At 38.0% G+C, this 17,255-nt stretch carries 18 protein-coding genes; 11 read left to right on the top strand and 7 right to left on the bottom strand.

The genetic code is table 11. The features are described from left to right. Positions 1 to 62: 62 nt before the first annotated feature. The 4 genes from BLS33_RS02840 to BLS33_RS02825 all read right to left on the bottom strand — a co-directional run bounded on the left by BLS33_RS02840 (position 63) and on the right by BLS33_RS02825 (position 3,234). Positions 63 to 950 (bottom strand): ATP cone domain-containing protein, encoded by an 888-nt coding sequence (locus BLS33_RS02840; protein ID WP_089885067.1) that lies wholly within the window; start codon positions 948 to 950, stop codon positions 63 to 65. Next, on the bottom strand, positions 931 to 1,830 hold the full coding sequence (locus BLS33_RS02835) for a mechanosensitive ion channel family protein (protein WP_089885064.1): 900 nt from the start codon (positions 1,828 to 1,830) through the stop codon (positions 931 to 933). Before BLS33_RS02835 ends, BLS33_RS02840 begins: the two co-directional genes overlap by 20 nt. After that, a complete protein-coding gene (locus tag BLS33_RS02830) occupies positions 1,831 to 2,244 on the bottom strand; it encodes a hypothetical protein (RefSeq protein WP_089885061.1) in 414 nt (137 codons plus the stop codon). A gap of 144 nt (positions 2,245 to 2,388) precedes the next feature. Beyond that, positions 2,389 to 3,234 carry a universal stress protein gene (locus tag BLS33_RS02825; RefSeq protein WP_089885057.1) on the bottom strand — a complete coding sequence of 282 codons (846 nt, stop codon included), beginning with the start codon at positions 3,232 to 3,234 and terminating at the stop codon, positions 2,389 to 2,391. 206 nt (positions 3,235 to 3,440) lie between these two features. Here BLS33_RS02825 and BLS33_RS02820 point away from each other — a divergent pair, with 206 nt between their 5' ends. The 8 genes from BLS33_RS02820 to BLS33_RS02780 all read left to right on the top strand — a co-directional run bounded on the left by BLS33_RS02820 (position 3,441) and on the right by BLS33_RS02780 (position 14,106). Beyond that, positions 3,441 to 4,019: an HdeD family acid-resistance protein gene (locus BLS33_RS02820; RefSeq protein WP_089885054.1), complete on the top strand. Its 579-nt coding sequence runs from the start codon at positions 3,441 to 3,443 to the stop codon at positions 4,017 to 4,019. A gap of 78 nt (positions 4,020 to 4,097) precedes the next feature. Continuing rightward, on the top strand, positions 4,098 to 5,183 hold the full coding sequence (locus BLS33_RS02815) for an efflux RND transporter periplasmic adaptor subunit (protein WP_089885052.1): 1,086 nt from the start codon (positions 4,098 to 4,100) through the stop codon (positions 5,181 to 5,183). Then, positions 5,180 to 6,442, top strand: coding sequence for an ABC transporter permease (locus BLS33_RS02810; RefSeq protein WP_089885049.1), 1,263 nt, complete (start codon positions 5,180 to 5,182; stop codon positions 6,440 to 6,442). Before BLS33_RS02815 ends, BLS33_RS02810 begins: the two co-directional genes overlap by 4 nt. A 2-nt stretch (positions 6,443 to 6,444) precedes the next feature. Beyond that, on the top strand, positions 6,445 to 7,128 hold the full coding sequence (locus BLS33_RS02805; RefSeq protein ID WP_089885040.1) for an ABC transporter ATP-binding protein: 684 nt from the start codon (positions 6,445 to 6,447) through the stop codon (positions 7,126 to 7,128). A gap of 165 nt (positions 7,129 to 7,293) precedes the next feature. After that, the gene (locus BLS33_RS02800) at positions 7,294 to 7,728 is read left to right on the top strand and encodes an Hsp20/alpha crystallin family protein (protein ID WP_089885038.1); all 435 of its coding nucleotides are present in this window, start codon (positions 7,294 to 7,296) and stop codon (positions 7,726 to 7,728) included. A gap of 244 nt (positions 7,729 to 7,972) precedes the next feature. Further along, a complete protein-coding gene (gene cls, locus BLS33_RS02795; protein WP_089886185.1) occupies positions 7,973 to 9,409 on the top strand; it encodes a cardiolipin synthase in 1,437 nt (478 codons plus the stop codon). Between the two features lie 733 nt (positions 9,410 to 10,142). Continuing rightward, positions 10,143 to 13,061 carry a PAS domain-containing sensor histidine kinase gene (locus BLS33_RS02785; protein WP_089885033.1) on the top strand — a complete coding sequence of 973 codons (2,919 nt, stop codon included), beginning with the start codon at positions 10,143 to 10,145 and terminating at the stop codon, positions 13,059 to 13,061. Beyond that, positions 13,039 to 14,106: a response regulator gene (locus tag BLS33_RS02780; RefSeq protein WP_089885030.1), complete on the top strand. Its 1,068-nt coding sequence runs from the start codon at positions 13,039 to 13,041 to the stop codon at positions 14,104 to 14,106. The genes BLS33_RS02785 and BLS33_RS02780 overlap by 23 nt, the downstream gene beginning before the upstream one ends. Positions 14,107 to 14,119: 13 nt before the next feature. Here the strand turns inward: BLS33_RS02780 and BLS33_RS25400 are convergent, their stop codons facing one another. From BLS33_RS25400 to BLS33_RS02765, 3 genes are read right to left on the bottom strand one after another with little or no spacing between them, the layout of a single operon-like run. Next, positions 14,120 to 14,356 carry a DUF6327 family protein gene (locus BLS33_RS25400; protein ID WP_089885028.1) on the bottom strand — a complete coding sequence of 79 codons (237 nt, stop codon included), beginning with the start codon at positions 14,354 to 14,356 and terminating at the stop codon, positions 14,120 to 14,122. After that, complete coding sequence (locus tag BLS33_RS02770) at positions 14,353 to 14,703, bottom strand: hypothetical protein (RefSeq protein WP_089885025.1); 351 nt, start codon at positions 14,701 to 14,703, stop codon at positions 14,353 to 14,355. Before BLS33_RS02770 ends, BLS33_RS25400 begins: the two co-directional genes overlap by 4 nt. A gap of 6 nt (positions 14,704 to 14,709) precedes the next feature. Then, a complete protein-coding gene (locus BLS33_RS02765) occupies positions 14,710 to 15,039 on the bottom strand; it encodes a YtxH domain-containing protein (protein WP_089885023.1) in 330 nt (109 codons plus the stop codon). A gap of 162 nt (positions 15,040 to 15,201) precedes the next feature. On the opposite strand from BLS33_RS02765, the gene BLS33_RS02760 reads away from it, so the two are divergent. The 3 genes from BLS33_RS02760 (at position 15,202) to BLS33_RS02750 (ending at position 17,136) form a co-directional block, all read left to right on the top strand. After that, positions 15,202 to 15,684, top strand: coding sequence for a hypothetical protein (locus BLS33_RS02760; protein WP_089885021.1), 483 nt, complete (start codon positions 15,202 to 15,204; stop codon positions 15,682 to 15,684). A 173-nt stretch (positions 15,685 to 15,857) separates the two neighbouring features. Continuing rightward, positions 15,858 to 16,628, top strand: coding sequence for a sigma-70 RNA polymerase sigma factor region 4 domain-containing protein (locus BLS33_RS02755; RefSeq protein ID WP_089885019.1), 771 nt, complete (start codon positions 15,858 to 15,860; stop codon positions 16,626 to 16,628). A gap of 100 nt (positions 16,629 to 16,728) precedes the next feature. After that, entirely contained in the window at positions 16,729 to 17,136 is a 408-nt protein-coding gene (locus tag BLS33_RS02750; protein WP_089885017.1) for a hypothetical protein, read from the top strand. The last annotated feature ends 119 nt before the right edge of the window (positions 17,137 to 17,255 follow it).

Genomic DNA, 17,255 nt, shown 5'->3' with positions numbered 1-17,255 from the left:
AATTATAACCCTTTGACTATGTTTAGGGTGCCATTTTTCAGTCGTAAACGCTCACTATTATTTTAACTACTACATAATTGCTCTATCTCTTTCAATATCTTTTTTTTTCGGGTCTCGGAAATGCCAAGATGATCTAAAAAGAATTTGTCCTTGAACAGTTGTCTACAAAGCACGACATCCCTGCTTAATAAAAATTGCTTCTCGCGCTCCGTCAATAGTTGGGATACGGTTATCGGGTACAGGCCCAAACGGTCGATCCTATCTTTAAGACCATTGCCTTGGGGGTAGTCCCAACTCAAAAGATTTAGACCGACACACTTACCGTAGGTAATGGCATCAGCGGTAAAACGGGTATTTGTGACCACACCTCCGCAATCCATTTTCAGGGTCTCATTCTTCTTTTTGTCCCATTGTTGTTTGACATCTTGATAACGGGAATAGATGTACAAGGGCACTTTTACATTGCAATTTCGTCCTTCTTCACTATGGAATTTACATTCGATAACACTCACGGTTCCATTCTTTTTCGCAAAAACATCGATTTCGTGGGTCACACAGATACCGGGCAAGATTTTGCCGACCTCGGTCTTGTATCCCGAATATTCTAAGATGGAGGATACGAATTTCTCGAAGGGAAACCCTGTTGGCCCTAACTCATAAATGGCTTTTTTCAGTTTGTATTTGGAGGCGAAAACTGGTTTTTTACTTTGCAATAGGGAAAAGGCCCGGTTATAGATTTCTTTTGTTGAGATGCCTTGGTAGAGTTCGTCTCGAACGGTATTTACAATCTGTTTGACGACATCGTCGGTGGCTCCGCTATGTCGCAGGGAACTACGGAGTTTATCCATGGAAAACCGTACCTTATCACCAGATGATTTAACGATATCAATACTTGTTTCCTCTTTGGTCTTGTTATCTTCGTTCACAGATTTATTTTTTGATGTTGACATCTAATTCAGGAATTTTGAGGAGTTGCAATGTAGTCGACGCCAAGATTACTTTTCCGTTCGTTTGGCGTACCGCTTTTTGAATGGCATCGAACAATTCATGTTTGGTAGCACGTCTACGCTTGTAATCGGTTATGTATCTTAGATTTAGTTCCACCCAATTATCGGTCAAGTTGATAGCGATAGTGGGGTCGATGGTCGCATTTTCGATATAGTAGCGTTTTACCATCTCTTCCCATTTAGCCTTGGATTTTAAGACATAGTCGGATAGCTGATTTTCTGCCGTTTCCAAGATGAGTTTTTTAGCGAGTTCCACATCGGATTCGAAGGTTATCAGTATATTGATTTCATCCCAAACGAATGGAAAATCCATCGAATAATTCTTAATCGGTCCTTTAAATACGAAGGCATTGCTGATTTTGACAATTCTTCCCGAATAATTATCACTATTGACCCATTCGCCCATTTCCATAATGGTCGTATAGATGCTATCGATATCGATAACATCGCCTTTGATTCCATTGATTTCAATACGATCGCCCGGTTTATAGACACGAACGAAAAAGATATAGAACGACCCTGCAATGCTCAGAATCAACTCTTGCAATGTGAAGGTAAGCCCGGCTGTGAACAGGCCAATGATAATTGTATAATCTCTTATATCATTAAATGTAAATGAAACTAAGATTAGAAGAATAATCAGGGCGTAACCAATGATTTCGATTCCCTTTTGCGCCTTGTACCGTATTGCCCCATCTTCTATACGCCGTTTTAATAACTTACGCAAAAAGCCAATGGCAAATAAGATAATGATGAGCCAAAATAACATGCCCAGTATTTTGCTTACCATGGGTGTATTAAGAAAATCGAACAGTTCTTGCATTTATTTAGGGTTCTTATAAAAATCCCTGACTAGAGCCTTCACTTGATTTTCGGTCATGCTGTCCGCCTTTTTAAGGGTCTTTATCTTCTCGGCCAATGTTTTATGTTTTTCTACCAATTCTTTTTTGAATTTCTCCCCTGCATCCGCTGGACCGAAGATAGCGATGGCATCGGCGTCTTTAACGGCATGGACCAATTTCTCGAAGTATTCCTTTAATTGATGCTTTTCCCTTTCCAAATACTTACGTTCATGCACTACATCTTGTGGGCCTCCCCATTTTGTGCGCGACGGTGCACCACTTTTTAGATTAAAAAATTCTACATCGGAAAGAAGAGTGTCCAATTTTTCTCCATCACTGGTTAATGTAACGATATGGGCTTTTTGTTTGTCCATCCAAATACCTATCTTTTTCATAATATTAAATTTAGTACTGATTATTTTATGCCAGTTTCAAAAACTGTAATGTTACTTTGAGTCTATGAGCAATGGTCTTAATACAATTGATAATATTTTTCTGTTATTTCTAGGTTTTGGTTGCAATTGAAATTTAGGCTGCTTTTATCTTGATAAGTTCTGCATGACCAAAAAGGGTATTTTCACATGAAGCCCAAGTTTATCTATCGTAGATTGGTACAGCATGTCTTCTATATAGGAATGTCTTGAGTTCACAATTACCAGCATGTCAATTTTCTTATGCACTATATATTTTGATATCGCAATGGTCTTATCTTTTTCTGGTGTGGTCTCAAACAGCAATTTTGGTTTTTCCAGACATTCCTTTAAAAATTGTTGATTATCCTCTTGGCGCAAAGAAAGCCGTCTGATAGGGTCGATATAAAGCAAGTGAATGGTTGACCGGAACGACCCCGTCATATCAGATAACAATTTTAGTTCACGACGCTTGTAAGGCACCAAATAATTGGTGGGAAAAAGAACTTCTTTCGGTGGATGATAGGCATAGTTCTCAGGTATCGCCAATACTGGGCAATCGACATATTTCAGTACCTGCAATGTATTGCTGCCAAAGGTAATGTTACGATCATTGGTCTGACCACGGGTAGCCATGACCACGATATCCATATTCTCTTTGTTCACCATGTAGTTTACCTCATCGACTAAAGTGCCAAAAGCTGAAATATAGTTGTACTTGTGTTTTGGGTTCGGTGAATATGCCGTTATTTCGGCCTGTATTTTTTTTAATTGCTCTTCAGCCTTTTGGAAGATAGTTTCTTTTAGTTCGTTCAGAACGGAACGGTCGTTGTCAACATCTTGACGATAGACTTCGTCGGCATAGGTGTGAACAATGAAAAACTCGCTTTTTTCATATTTGAAGACTTGACAAGCGTACTTTATTGCATTCAAAGCATTCTCTGAAAAATCTGTGGGCACCAAAACTTTTCTCATATTTTAATTCATTTGTTTTAAAGATAATTGGTGTCATTTTCTAAAACTATGACATTTGTCAGGTGATGTAAGGCGCTGATTTGATAGGCTTTGGAAATCAATGGATTCCATATACTAAGCTACGGGTTTTTTCCGCGCATGCATGATTTATATCATTCCTGAACTCAAAGCTACATTGTAGTTTTGGTTGGATAAAGTAAGAAAATATGAATTATTTCAGCCGCATACACTGTGAACCTTTAACAAAAAAATGGTGGAAACATCTGTTATTGGGAATTCTTTTTTTGCTCCTCGGTATTTGGATATTTATTACCCCGATGACCAGTTATATGTCACTTAGTCTATTTTTTACACTGGCATTGATTATAACCGGAGTGTTCGAAATTATCGCTTCAATGCTATATCGAAAAGAAACGACCAATTGGGGCTGGCATTTGGCCGGTGGCATAGTGGATTTTATTATCGGAGGCATTTTACTTTTCAATCCTGCAATGACTATGACCCTGTTACCCTACGTGCTGGCCATTTGGTTAATGTACAAAGGGGTCATTTCTGCATTGATTTCGCTGCGTCTCAAATCGTATGATATTAAAGGATGGGTTTGGATGCTGGCCATGGGAATAGGCACCTTGCTATTCGCAATTTTAATCTATATATACCCCGTACTTGGTGGTTTAAGTATCGTTTATGCAACCGCAATTAGTTTTTTGGCATTGGGGATGTTCAATCTTTCCGTAGCTTACCATCTTGGTAAATTACGAAAACGTATCGAGAATTCGATATAGCCTTTATTTGTTCTTTACCTTGTATATTTATAAGAAATCCTGTAATCAATTTCAAATTAAAAAGCTGAACGGTAAACTATGGTTCAAAGAATAGTTGTCATTTTTTCGATAGTATTGTTTTTTTCTTGTGGGTCAAAGAAAGACGGAATTACACCTAAAAAAACCACTTTGGTAGAATCGGTGTATGCCTCGGCTCTAGTGCAGCCCGATAGTCTTTACGAAGTCTATTCGTCGGTAGCTGGAATTTTGGACACTCAATTCGTAAACGAAGGAGATACCGTTACCAAGGGTCAACAATTGTTTCAGATTTTTAACAAAATGCCCGACCTCAACCGCGAGAACGCCAAACTGAGCCTGCAACAGGCAAAGGAAGATTATAGCGGAAACGCGGCCGTTCTTGCAGGCCTTCAAAAAGAACTGCAAACAGCGCAACTGAAATTTCAAAACGATTCCGTGAACTTTATGCGACAGCAAAGGCTCTGGGAACAAAAAATTGGATCTCAGGCCGAGTTCGAAGCCAAAAAATTGAACTATGAAGCATCGGCCAATACGTTGGAACAATTAAAAAACCAGTACCTGCGTACTCAAAGCGATTTGCAGAATCGTGTGCGCCAAGCTGATAACAACTACCGGTCGGCTATCGTGAATACTAAAGATTTCACCCTTACCAGTAAGATAAATGGCCGAGTATATGCTGTATACCGTAACGAGGGCGAGATTATTACAGCGCAACAACCCCTGGCTAGCGTGGGCAGTTCCGACGTCTTTATTGTCGATCTTTTGGTCGATGAGGTTGATATCGTAAAACTTGAAATTGGACAAAAAGTCTTGATTACTTTGGATGCCTATACCGATACACTTTTCGAGGGAAAAGTAGCTAAAATCTATCCTAAAAAAGATGAACGTACCCAAACTTTCAAGGTCGAAGCGGTTTTTGAACGTGCACCCAAAGTTTTATATCCAGGACTTGCGGGGGAGGCCAATATTATTATTTCCGAAAAGGAGAATACACTTACCATTCCTTTAGAATATCTCACGGAAGACAACCAAGTAGAAACCGATGATGGCCTCAGGGAGGTTATTACGGGCAAAAGAAATATAGATGAAGTAGAAATCATTTCGGGAATCGATGCGACCACCAAAATCTATAGACCGGAACAATGACCAACTGGAGCATTATATTAAGTATCTCGAAAACCCACCTGCTTTCGCGTATCAAGCAAACGGGCGTAGCCGCCTTAGGCGTGACTTTTGGTATCGGTACCTTCATCATATTGGTTAGTTTTATGACCGGCCTTAACGGACTTTTGGACGGACTTATTCTCAATAGAACTCCACACGTGCATATCTATAATGAAATCAAACCTTCGGTAAAGCAACCCATAGACTACTATGAAAAGGTAAAGGATGGTTTTAAAATTGTACGCTCCGTAAAACCGAAGTTTACGCAGACTAAAATACATAACGCCCTTCCGTTGATGAAGCAATTGAATGATGATCCCGAGGTGAAGGGAGCTATTCCACAATTGAAGGCACAAATATTCTACGTATCGGGCTCCATTGAACTAGGTGGTAACTTGGTCGGTATCGATGTGAAAGAAGAAGTACGACTTTTTAATTTTGGAGATTATGTTGTAAAAGGAGATCCCTCTGCGCTCGCCAATTATGACAACGGAATACTAATGGGTGCCGGGGCAGCAGCAAAAATGTCACTAGATGTGGGCAATACGGTTCAGGTCAGTACGGTGAGCGGCGATGTTTTTCCCCTAAAAATAGTCGGTATCTACCAAAGTGGACTATCTGAAATCGATGACATTCAAAGTTATGCGAGTCTTAAGACCGTGCAACGTATATTGGGAGAGTCGAGAAACTATATTACAGATATCAATGTCAAACTATATGATATCGAGAAGGCCGTTGCCTTGGCCCAACGTTTGGAAAAGCAATTTGATGTAACCGCTGTCGATATCAATACGGCAAATGCACAGTTCGAGACCGGTACCGCTATACGTAACCTGATTACTTATGCCGTGTCGATTACACTGTTGATTGTAGCCGGGTTCGGTATCTATAATATATTGAACATGTTGATCTACGAAAAAATGAATGACATAGCCATTTTAAAGGCTACCGGTTTTTCAGGGCGTGACGTAAAGTACATTTTTATGACCCAAGCCCTCTTGATCGGCTTGGTCGGTGGATTTTTTGGTATTCTGGTCGGATATGGTATATCGGTCGTTATAGACAACCTGCCATTTGAAACACAGGCCCTTCCCACCATAAAGACGTACCCTGTTAATTACGATATTTCGTATTATGTAATTGGGGTAGTATTTGCCATGGTTTCGACCTTTCTGGCGGGTTACCTGCCTGCTCGCAAAGCGGAGAAAATAGACCCTGTCGAAATCATTAGAGGACAATAGTTATGGGGAAAGAAATTATATTGGAAGCCAAGAACATCAACAAGTATTTTCGCGAGCCCGTTCTTTTTCATGTTTTAAAAGACATCAATTTTACCATCAAGAACGGGGAGTTCGTTTCGATTATGGGGAAGTCCGGTTGTGGCAAATCGACCTTGCTGTATATTCTATCTACGATGGATACCGATTATGAAGGCGAACTGTATCTGGGCGGTGATAAACTGACTGGAAAACACCATGAAGAACTAGCAAAAATCAGAAGCAAGCATATCGGTTTTGTTTTTCAGTTCCATTATCTTTTATCGGAATTTACGGTTTTGGAAAATGTGATGCTCCCTGCCAAAAAGTTGGGTCTTAAATCACTTCAGGAAATTGAGCACGATGCTATGGAGAAACTCAAACTGCTGCACATCGACGAACAGGCACATAAACTTGCCTCTCGCATATCAGGTGGTCAAAAACAGCGGGTCGCCATTGCCAGGGCGCTTATCAACGACCCCGATATTATTATGGGGGATGAGCCCACTGGAAATCTCGATAGCCATAATGCACAAAACGTAATGGAGATTTTTAAAAACTTGGTACAAGAGCGCAACCTTTCTTTACTTATCGTAACCCACGATACCGATTTTGCCACAAAAACCGATCGTATTATCGAAATGGAAGATGGCTATATAATAAAAAAGTGAGGTGATTTTCTCTTCTGACTTTTTTGAGTATTTAGAGATTGACTAATAATGGGTCTCCTCATTTTTCATTACTAATTATTTGATCAACTGACCTAGGTCATTTTTGAGGCCAATGGTTAATCATAATTTAGTGATGTTATATTGTTTAACTAAAATTTAAAAGTTATGTCACTAGTAAAATTTAAAAGAAGACCTTGGGGAAATCTTGTTGATTCAGATTTTTTCGAAACTGATGATTTTTTTAATGGTGGTTCGTTGTTGGAAAAAATAAGCGAACCAGCCATGAATGTGAAAGAAACCGATGATAATTTCGAAGTTGAACTTGCGGCACCTGGCTACGAAAAGAAAGATTTTGAAGTCAATATTGACAACGGATGCTTGAATATTTCAGCGGAAAGCTCCAATTCTAAGGAAGAGGATAAAGGTAATTATAGCCGTAAGGAATTTAGTTACAGCTCTTTTGCAAAATCGCTTCGTTTACCTGATAGTGTTACCGAAGACGAAGTAAAGGCAACTTACAAAGATGGTGTTTTGAAATTCAAGCTCGCGAAGAAAGAGGAAGCTAAGAAACATACACCAAAAAAAGTTAAAATTTCTTAGGCACGAATAAACATTAGAAATGCCCTCTTATCAAAACCTGTAAGCGTCCATGTTAAATAGGTTTGATTTGAGGGCATTTATTTAATTAAAATCACTATACTGGTGGGCCTATTGGGTGGAAAGTCAACAGTCGCTTCAATAACAATAATGGGGTAAGATTTAAAATGCTGTTGATCGTGGGGTGAAGTTTGCAATGTCTTTATTGATATGCCCTTATTCACCATGTTCAAAAAATGAAGGGAATATGACCATTGCACTTATTATTTACTTTTCATTGGCCATGGTTCTAGTTGGCAAATTATTACTTAATGGTATTCGCCCTACCAAGACCTTAGGATGGCTTTTGGCCATTTTTACTATCCCCGTAGGGGGCATGCTATTTTATTTTGTGCTGGGGCGTAATAGACGCAAGAACAAGTTTTATAGGCTTAAAAAAACTAAGGAAATTTCAGCATATCTCGATACCGTTGAAAACTATTGTGATGATATCGGAAACAACGAACATTTAAATCTTCCAGATCCTTTAAAAAGGCATGTTAAATTGGTAAAACTTATTGCCAAAAACTCCAATTTTTTACCAAGTTTGGGCAATGAACTAACTCCACTTAAAAACGGACCAGCAACTTTTGACGCAATTTTTACAGCTTTAGAAAGTGCCAAAAATTTTATCCATATTCAATACTACATATTTGAGGAGGGCGAATTGGCAGATAAGTTTTTATACATATTACAACAGAAAAAAAAGGAAGGCTTAGAAGTGCGGTTCCTATATGATGGCGTTGGAAGCAAAAAGTTGAGTCGTAAATATATTGGTCTTCTCAAAGACGCAGGTGTCGAAGTCTGTGGGTTTCTACCCATACGTTTTGGTAGATTGCTATCATCTATTAACTATCGAAACCATCGAAAAATAGTGGTTGTTGATGGCAGTACGGCATTCACAGGGGGTATCAATGTATCTGATAAATATCTCGTTGGAGACCCGATTCTGGGAACGTGGCACGATATGCATATACGTCTTAGAGGGCCTATTGTGAATAGTTTGCAAGCCGTATTTGCTATGGACTGGAATTTCGCCAGCGGCAAGGATGATATTTTATCGTTGCGTTTTTTTTCGGAGGTACCTAAACTTGGCAAATCTATTGTGCAGACCGTCTCAAGTGGTCCTGATTCTGATTTCTCATCCGTTCACCAACTCTACTTTTCGATAATCAATAAGGCGAAGAAATACGTTTATATTGCGAATCCATATGTCATTCCCGGAGAGTCTATGATGGAGGCTTTGCAGGTAGCGGCCCTGGGCGGTGTAGACGTGCGCCTTATGCTTTCGACGAATTCCGATAGTTTTTTAATCAATTGGGGTGTGCGTTCATATTTTCAAGATTTTCTAGAAGCAGGTGTAAAGATTTATTTGTATCCAGATGGGTTTTTACATAGTAAAATGATGTTGTCCGATGATGAATTGACAACGATAGGTACGGCAAATTTAGATGTTCGAAGCTTTGAACAGAATTATGAGGTCAACATTTTGGCCTATGACAAGGTACTTACGGAGCAACTGAAAAATGATTTTTTAAAGGATTGTGAAATAAGCCAACAAATAGACTATCACGAATTTTTAAAAAGATCAAAAGCTGACCGTTTGAAGGAGGGCTTGGCCAAAGTTTTTAGTCCGGTTTTATAGGTAATTCAAGAAATTGTTCCGTTATCCCGTATGGAAAATCTACTCACGATGCCATATCGAATCATCAAACTAAGGTATATCATCAGCACAATAGGAGATGTCTACTACCAGCTTTTATCAAAGGGTGTCGACTTTCTTTATGTTGAATTATTCGATAGCCAAGCATGTTCCTAAAGAACGCAAGATGCCTTCCAAAGCAATTTATAAGAAATAATATCAGAGACCCTAAATATAATAGAAATTATGACGGATGTCATATTTAGGTACTTTTGACAATTATACATTTGTGAAAACAATACATGGACACTATTACTTCAAAATGCTACGGTGGAGAATTAGCACCTTGTTTCTTAACTATCTTTCTGATATACATTTTGCTGGGTCATACCTTGCAGTGGTCCTTTTTTACTTCTAACCTTACGGTTTCGCTGGTTATGGCCGCTATTTTATGGAACATTTCTGAATCTAATAAGATAAGCGCCATACAATTAAAATTAACAGCTTTTATACCCACTCTTGAGATCGAAGAGGCTCAACATAATCGCACTATGAAAATCAGGGTAAACTTTAACGCTAGTGATGCATCGAATAAATGGAATTTGAACCGAATTGTTCGGGCAAAGTCAATGTATTTAAAAAAGGCACTACCAAATTTTGGAAGAATGTATGTTTAAAATTTTTTAGATAGAAATGTACCTTTTGAGAAGGAACTAATGGTATTAACCTAGATACAATGATAAATAAGGTAGAAGACAGCGAACTATTTAGAGGCATTTTTGAATCTTCCGTAGAGGGAATCTTGGTGGTGAGTCATCTGGGGAATATAATTAAAGCTAATCCTTCCGCTGAAAAAATGTTCGCCTACGAATCTGGCGAATTGGTCTACACAAAAATTGAAAACCTTATCCCCGGTCAATTTAGAAATAACCATAAGAACCATAGAGCAGAATATGCCAATAAGCCTAAAAGTAGGAGTATGGGCAAAGGCAGGGATTTGTGGGGCCTTAAAAAAAATGGGACGCAATTTCCGTTGGAAATAAGCCTTAGCCCAACTACAATAGAAGGGAATAAAGTCGTTATCGCTTTTATAATTGACATCACTGTTAGGTTGGCCGCTGATAAAAAAGCTGCGGTTAATTTGGATAGAATGGATGAAGCGCAAAGTTTGGCCCATGTAGGTAGTTGGTTTTGGGATCTGCAATCTGATGAAATGAGCTGGTCCGACGAGTTTTATAGAATATGTGGTCTTCCACCGGGTGATGAGCGGCTCAACCCGAAAACGCTACATCAATTTATTCATCAAGATGACGGGGAAAGTGCTGTGAGCGCAGTTAAGTACGCCATTAAAAATCATACACCTTATAATTATGAAAAAAAGATTATTAGAATTGATGGTACGGTAAGACATATTAGGGCCAAAGGTAAAGCGACCTATGATACCAATGGAAAACCGCTACAGTGGTTTGGAACCATTCAAGATATTACCGAACAAAAAGAAACTGAGAGTATCCTATATATTCGAAACCGTGCTTTGGCCTCCACCGCTAGTGGCATTGTTATTTGCGATGCTCAGCAACCCGATTTTCCTATTATTTATGGCAATGAGGCCTTTTTAAAGACTACAGGGTATGACAGAGTAGATTTTATTGGCAAAAATTGCCGCTTCTTACAAGGCGAAGATAGGGGGCAGAATGATATTAAGATTATGGCAGTTGCGTTAAAAAAGGGAGAACCGTGCCATGTGGTCTTACGCAATTACCGAAAAGATGGTTCCTTGTTTTGGAATGAGGTCTCAATTACCCCAATATACGACGATAAAAAAGTACTGACGCACTTTGTAGGGGTACAAAATGATGTCACGGCTCGGAAAATGGAAGAATTTTTTAAAATGGGACAATCTCATGTAATGGACATGATCATTCAATATGAGCCAGTGGAACGTATTGCAGATAAAATCATTGAAACGATCGAAGCTGCCATTCCAAATTGTATGGGTTCTATTTTATTACTGAAGAAAGAAGATAACACATTGCATAAGTTAGCCGCTAATAATCTACCACAGGGTTTCGTTAATGCAATTGAAGGGGTGGTCATAGGGCCTAAAAAAGGTTCTTGTGGTACCGCGGCATATTTGAAAGAAGAAGTTATTGTTACCGACATTTCAAATGATCCTTTATGGGAAGACTATAAGGAAATAGCTTTGACCAATAACCTTAAAGCATGTTGGTCATTCCCCATATTTTCATCTAACCGTGAGTTATTGGGCACCTTTGCCATCTACTTCAATACCTTACGGAAACCGCTTGAAACCGAGAAGGAAATAATGCTCAATATTACCCAGGCAACGAGCGTAGCCCTAGAACAGCATAATATAGGCAAGGCTTTACAAAAGAGTAAAGAAGAACTTGCCACATACGCAGAAGTACTTGAAAACAAAGTAGCTGAACGCACTGTGGAGCTAAAAGAAATAGTTCAAAAATTAGTAGAATCTAATTTAAGCCTTGAAGACCAAATACAGATTACCAAAGCAGCAGAAAATAGTGCGGTAACAAGTCAAGAATTGTTGGCGACCATTTTTAAAAATTTTCCAAAAGGATTTGTAGTAGTTGTTAATTTAAACCTCGAAATCGTATTTATAGAAGGAGAAGAATTGGGAGAATTGGGATTCAGTGACTTGGCGAATAAAGGTATTAGGGTTAGTGAGGTGAAAGGGGTACAGGATAAGACATTGGAAAAAGTCATATATAATATAGGGCAAACACTTCAAGGAGAACATTGCTCTTTTGAAATAAAAGTTAAAAATAGATCGTATTTGGTCAACACAACGCCCTTGTATGATGAAGATAAAAAAATTACACGAGCCTTAATCGTTCATAACAATATCTCGGCCCAAAAAGAGATCGAGATCGAGATTCGTAAAACGCTACAAAAAGAAAAAGAAATTAATGAATTAAAGTCACGCTTTATTTCAATGGCTTCCCATGAGTTTCGAACTCCTTTAAGTGTCATTCTTTCTTCGACTAACTTGATTGAACGGCAAAATGCACCAGAACAAGAAGATAAAAGAATTAAATATGTAAACACAATAAAATCGAGTGTAAAGAATTTAGTCGCCATACTAAATGATTTCCTCTCATTGAGCAAGCTCGAAGAAGGAAAAGTTAAAGCTGAGCCAACCTTATTTGACTTTATAGATTTCTCTAAATCTTTGGTAGAAGAGGTAGAGGGTATCAAAAAAAATGGTCAGGTAATCAATATAGTCAATAGCGAATCGCCCATTCAAGTAAATTTAGATCCTAAATTGTTAAAGCATATTGTACATAACTTATTAGTGAACGCCATTAAATATTCAGAAGAAAACAAAAGTACTACCCTAAAAATTGATACTAAGAATACAAAACTTTTTATTGAGATTACAGACCAGGGTATTGGCATACCTGAAGAGGATCAACATTATTTGTTTCAACGCTTTTATCGTGCAAAGAATGCTACGAATTTTGAAGGTACCGGCTTGGGATTAAATATCGTAAGACAGTATACAGAATTAATGGGTGGCACAATTGATTTTCAGAGTAAGTTGAACGAAGGCACCACTTTTATAGTTGAATTACCTTTAAATCTAATGAAAAATGAAAAAATTACTACTTATTGAAGACAATCAAGATGTTCGTGAATTGACCGCGGAAATTCTTCAACTTGAAAATTATGAAGTAATCACTGCCGAAAATGGTAAGGTAGGTATAGAAATGGCAATACGTTTTGTACCTGACCTCATACTATGTGATATAATGATGCCGGAAGTTGACGGCTATGGGGTCGTTCAACAATTGAGCCAAAATCAGACGACGGCGAGTATCCCCTTCATTTTCTTAACGGCAAAATCCGAAAAGTCAGATTTTCGTAAAGGTATGACGATGGGGGCCGACGATTATCTGACAAAACCTTTTGAAGCACATGAGTTGCTCGAGGCGGTAGAAGTACGTCTTAAAAGAAATATATTCTTGCGTAAAGAATTTGCTAGAAATGTAGATGGGTTTAACGAATTTATTAAGGAGGCCTCAAAATATCAGGATTTAGAAGACCTTTCTACCGACCGTAATCTGACCAAATTTAAACCTAAAGAAGAAATCTTTTTAGAAGGAGGTATGGCTCACAACCTATACTTCATTCAGAGCGGAGAAGTTAAAACATACAAACACAACGAAAATGGAAAGGAGTATATCACCGGTATGTTCAATGCAGGTGACTTTATCGGCCAAATTTCAATTTTGGGAAGCTCGGGCATGTATACCGAGACTGCCGTTGCACTTACCAAATGTGAGATATGTACCATTCCAAAAAAAGATTTCACTCAACTATTGTTCAACAATAAGGAAGTATCGCAAAAGTTCATCAGCATGATTTCAAATAATGTGCTGCATATGCAAGATCAATTAATGGGCTTGGCATTCGATTCGGTTCGAAAAAGAGCTGCTACCGCACTGTTGGAATTATATGATAAAGGACTTATTAAAGATGACGATATGGGTATAAATATGTCTAGAGAAGATTTTGCAGGCCTTATAGGTACTGCTACCGAGACGGCGATACGCGTGCTCTCAAGTTTCAAAGAGAAAGGTTTGATTCAATCAGGCGAATCTCGTCGAATTATAGTATGCGATAGAAAACAATTACAGCAAGTGGCCGAGTTTGGATAACAGGTAGAGGTTACTAAGATTGAATTTTATGTCTTATTGCATGAAGCCAATACAACCCCTTGCTAAGCGTAAAATCAATTAGTAATTGTTTTATTTTAAAACTGGCTACGCCCATAATTTGGTTAGGGCTCAAATGGGTTTTTGCATTGTTCAGGTCAAGTTTTAAACTTTCCTTCGCGATTTCCCTTTGAAGGCGTAAAACTTTTAAATCATTGTCTATTTCAGTAAATGAGCTGTATTTTTTTGTCATAATCTATCAAAATACTGTTTTGAAAATTTCCGTAGTAATGGCCCGTTAAGCTTATCCCTAAAGAAGTAACAGCCTAAGGCAATTAATAAGTAAAAAATGCCCGTGATTATAAATCCGAAATAAAAACTGTTCAATACCTCATTCAGGGCAAGCGAGGCCCCGATCGATATTAAAACTAGCGCGGACAAAACCAGAGCTCCTATCAATAAAGTCTGAGCTATAGAGGTAACCGTACCCATGAATATTTTGAAAACCTTTAGTTTAAAATATTCTTCACTCACTTCGAGATAAGACCTCATATCCGTATCTACGTCAACGAGGTCTTTTTTCAATGCTTCAAATGCCATAATCCACTATTTCTGTAGTTGGGCGTTTTTCTTTTTCAAATCTTCCAATTTTCGTTCCAAAGAAGCGATGATATCATCGGCTTTGTAACTCATATTGCTAATGGTTTCATCCAATTTTTGTTCGAATTCTTCTTTCTTTTCGTTCGCAGTCTTGGTCAACTCATCTTTAGCGTGTGATACGCGCTCGGTTAGTTCGTGCTTGGCCTCCAATGCCCTGTCTTTGATTTTGTGTCTTGTTTCGATACCCTTGTCCGGAGCATATAATATTCCAATTCCTGCACCGATTGCAGCACCTGTTAATAATGCGAGAAGTACATTTCCACTATCGTTTCCCATGATATTTAGATTTTAGATTAAAATTAATTTGTATTACAAAATTAACAAGGTTAATTCTTTAATATCATGACGAAGGTCAGGTATATTGAAAATATATGCTTGTAATTTAGCCTTGGAGAATGCCCTGACCTATCAATATGCTATCTCTAAATTGGAATAAATATGCACGCTTCAACAACGGAACAAAAACGAGTTTTTATAAAATCTTACGGCCAAATATTTGAGCTTGAAAATGCTTTAAAAGTAATTCAAGGTATGGATTTTAATAAAATATCGATATCGGTCATCGGTAATCTGGGAGACGTCTATGCCAATAACCCGGAAGGTTTGGCGATTGAGGAAAGCCGTCTACAAATTTTTTTTAAAGAACTATTGAACACAGATACCGATTTTGACTCATTTTATAATCCTGAAATGGGCCAATTGTTCGTAGTCGGGTTTTTAGTAGCTACATTTCTTAACCCGGTAGGTAAAAGAGCAATAGGCTCATTGTCCGGCGGGCCGTATGGAATTTTAAGAGGACTCGGTGTTAGTGAGGTCACAGCGACATCGAGTGTCAAAAAATTGAATGATCATAAATATTTGTTGGTGGCCAGGGGAGGTAGTTTTGAAATTGAGAAATTGGAAGACAGTTTAGGTAATTGAATAGAATAGACCTAAAGGAGCATTAAAAGGTATTCTAAAGAGTTTTTGTTTAAAAAAATCCAATTTCGACCAATAAGTTAACAGATTTATTTCTTGAAGCTGACCAAGGTCATATCATTCTATCCAACAAATCCTCATTTTTGATATACATTATAAAAGATAAAAATTAAGACATGGACACTTTAAAATATTATGAAGGTAAAAAGGAATTTAATGTATTTGTTGCAAGTACGTTTTCAGATTTAACCCAATTCAAACAACAGAATGACCAAGCCCAGTTCAATAGTTTGTTGTTGAAAGACTTACATCAGGTTAAACATTACATCACAAAAAGATTGGCCACGGCTCTGAATAAGGGAAACTTGCCGAAAGGTAAATACAAACCCGATGATTTTATCGATCAACTTTTTATTGAGGCCTATGATCATTTTGATGAGGTGGAGAATAAAGAGGGCCTTCATCCTTGGTTATTTAAGAAAGCGGATGAACTTTTAGAGGATACCATCGTAGATGAAGAGTTTGACGATTATTTCCTTAAGAACATTGATGATTATTCCCGTCCGGAATGGGATGCGATGGAAGAAAAATTCAGTACCGATGGTGGCGGTGATTTGGTTATGATCGATGAGTTGGATGATATCTCATACCCCAAGAACGATTATGTATTGAATCATGTTTTTGTAGAAGATGATAAAAAGGAAATCATGGACAAACTTGATAAAGATTTGGGTAAAGAAAACATTCGAAAGCATGCCGCTATGGTCTTACATAATTTACCACTACCCATGCGCACCGTATTTGAATTGGCCACGGAGTATCAATTTTCAATGAGTCAAATTGCCATGATTCGTAATCAAAGCATAGAAGATGTAAAAGAACTGTTGGAAAACGCTCGAAAGGGTCTTGAAGCTAGCCTTTTCAATAGATATGGGGTACAGAAATAGGTTGATTTATCAACTAACGAATGCTGAATTCGGTCAAGCTCGAGAATAATTGAGCCTAGCGATATAAACAAGAACAAAATTCATTTAAAACAATACAATTATGAAAACAAAAACATTGAATCCAAAAACAGAATTACTATTAGGTGCAGGGTTAGATGTTCTTCATTTTGAAAGTAAGGAATGGTTGAGCAATATTGCCTTTTATAAAGATGAGGCTAAATTTTTTGCCGATTTGATAGAAAAAAGAAAAACAAAAGATGCTGCTCAAACAGCCTATGGTCAAATACTTGAAAATCTCGATACCGTGCATTCTGAACTGTTCGATTACCTGGCGAACGATATTGAGGAACACGAAAGGTTGTTATCTCGTTTAGAAATGGGAGAAAATGGTTTGGCCGATGCCGACTACAGAGAAAAACACGGTCAGCTGAAACAAAGAATGGAAGACTTTACGAACAATTTTCGTCACTTTAAAATGATGGTCTTCGATTATATGAAAAATCTCTAATTTTCAACTTTAAGATGATTCTGAAGTTATGGGAATATAGCGTCGGTATATTACGCAGCACTAACCATATGTGCTATTAACCAGAACGGCCGAGTCAAATATTGAGAAAATAAGTTCTT

Origin of the sequence: Kriegella aquimaris (genome assembly GCF_900103215.1) — a bacterium.
Classification (GTDB): domain Bacteria; phylum Bacteroidota; class Bacteroidia; order Flavobacteriales; family Flavobacteriaceae; genus Kriegella; species Kriegella aquimaris.
Note: the sequence above shows the minus strand (reverse complement) of the source record. Positions and strands in the feature narration are given on the sequence as shown.

Bases quoted from the DNA above. Each gene is read 5' to 3' on its own strand.
- BLS33_RS02840 (WP_089885067.1), bottom strand. From the start codon at position 950: ATGTCAACATCAAAAAATAAATCTGTGAACGAAGATAACAAGACCAAA.
- BLS33_RS02835 (WP_089885064.1), bottom strand. From the start codon at position 1,830: ATGCAAGAACTGTTCGATTTTCTTAATACACCCATGGTAAGCAAAATA.
- BLS33_RS02830 (WP_089885061.1), bottom strand. From the start codon at position 2,244: ATGAAAAAGATAGGTATTTGGATGGACAAACAAAAAGCCCATATCGTT.
- BLS33_RS02825 (WP_089885057.1), bottom strand. From the start codon at position 3,234: ATGAGAAAAGTTTTGGTGCCCACAGATTTTTCAGAGAATGCTTTGAAT.
- BLS33_RS02820 (WP_089885054.1), top strand. From the start codon at position 3,441: ATGAATTATTTCAGCCGCATACACTGTGAACCTTTAACAAAAAAATGG.
- BLS33_RS02815 (WP_089885052.1), top strand. From the start codon at position 4,098: ATGGTTCAAAGAATAGTTGTCATTTTTTCGATAGTATTGTTTTTTTCT.
- BLS33_RS02810 (WP_089885049.1), top strand. From the start codon at position 5,180: ATGACCAACTGGAGCATTATATTAAGTATCTCGAAAACCCACCTGCTT.
- BLS33_RS02805 (WP_089885040.1), top strand. From the start codon at position 6,445: ATGGGGAAAGAAATTATATTGGAAGCCAAGAACATCAACAAGTATTTT.
- BLS33_RS02800 (WP_089885038.1), top strand. From the start codon at position 7,294: ATGTCACTAGTAAAATTTAAAAGAAGACCTTGGGGAAATCTTGTTGAT.
- cls (WP_089886185.1), top strand. From the start codon at position 7,973: ATGACCATTGCACTTATTATTTACTTTTCATTGGCCATGGTTCTAGTT.
- BLS33_RS02785 (WP_089885033.1), top strand. From the start codon at position 10,143: ATGATAAATAAGGTAGAAGACAGCGAACTATTTAGAGGCATTTTTGAA.
- BLS33_RS02780 (WP_089885030.1), top strand. From the start codon at position 13,039: ATGAAAAAATTACTACTTATTGAAGACAATCAAGATGTTCGTGAATTG.
- BLS33_RS25400 (WP_089885028.1), bottom strand. From the start codon at position 14,356: ATGACAAAAAAATACAGCTCATTTACTGAAATAGACAATGATTTAAAA.
- BLS33_RS02770 (WP_089885025.1), bottom strand. From the start codon at position 14,703: ATGGCATTTGAAGCATTGAAAAAAGACCTCGTTGACGTAGATACGGAT.
- BLS33_RS02765 (WP_089885023.1), bottom strand. From the start codon at position 15,039: ATGGGAAACGATAGTGGAAATGTACTTCTCGCATTATTAACAGGTGCT.
- BLS33_RS02760 (WP_089885021.1), top strand. From the start codon at position 15,202: ATGCACGCTTCAACAACGGAACAAAAACGAGTTTTTATAAAATCTTAC.
- BLS33_RS02755 (WP_089885019.1), top strand. From the start codon at position 15,858: ATGGACACTTTAAAATATTATGAAGGTAAAAAGGAATTTAATGTATTT.
- BLS33_RS02750 (WP_089885017.1), top strand. From the start codon at position 16,729: ATGAAAACAAAAACATTGAATCCAAAAACAGAATTACTATTAGGTGCA.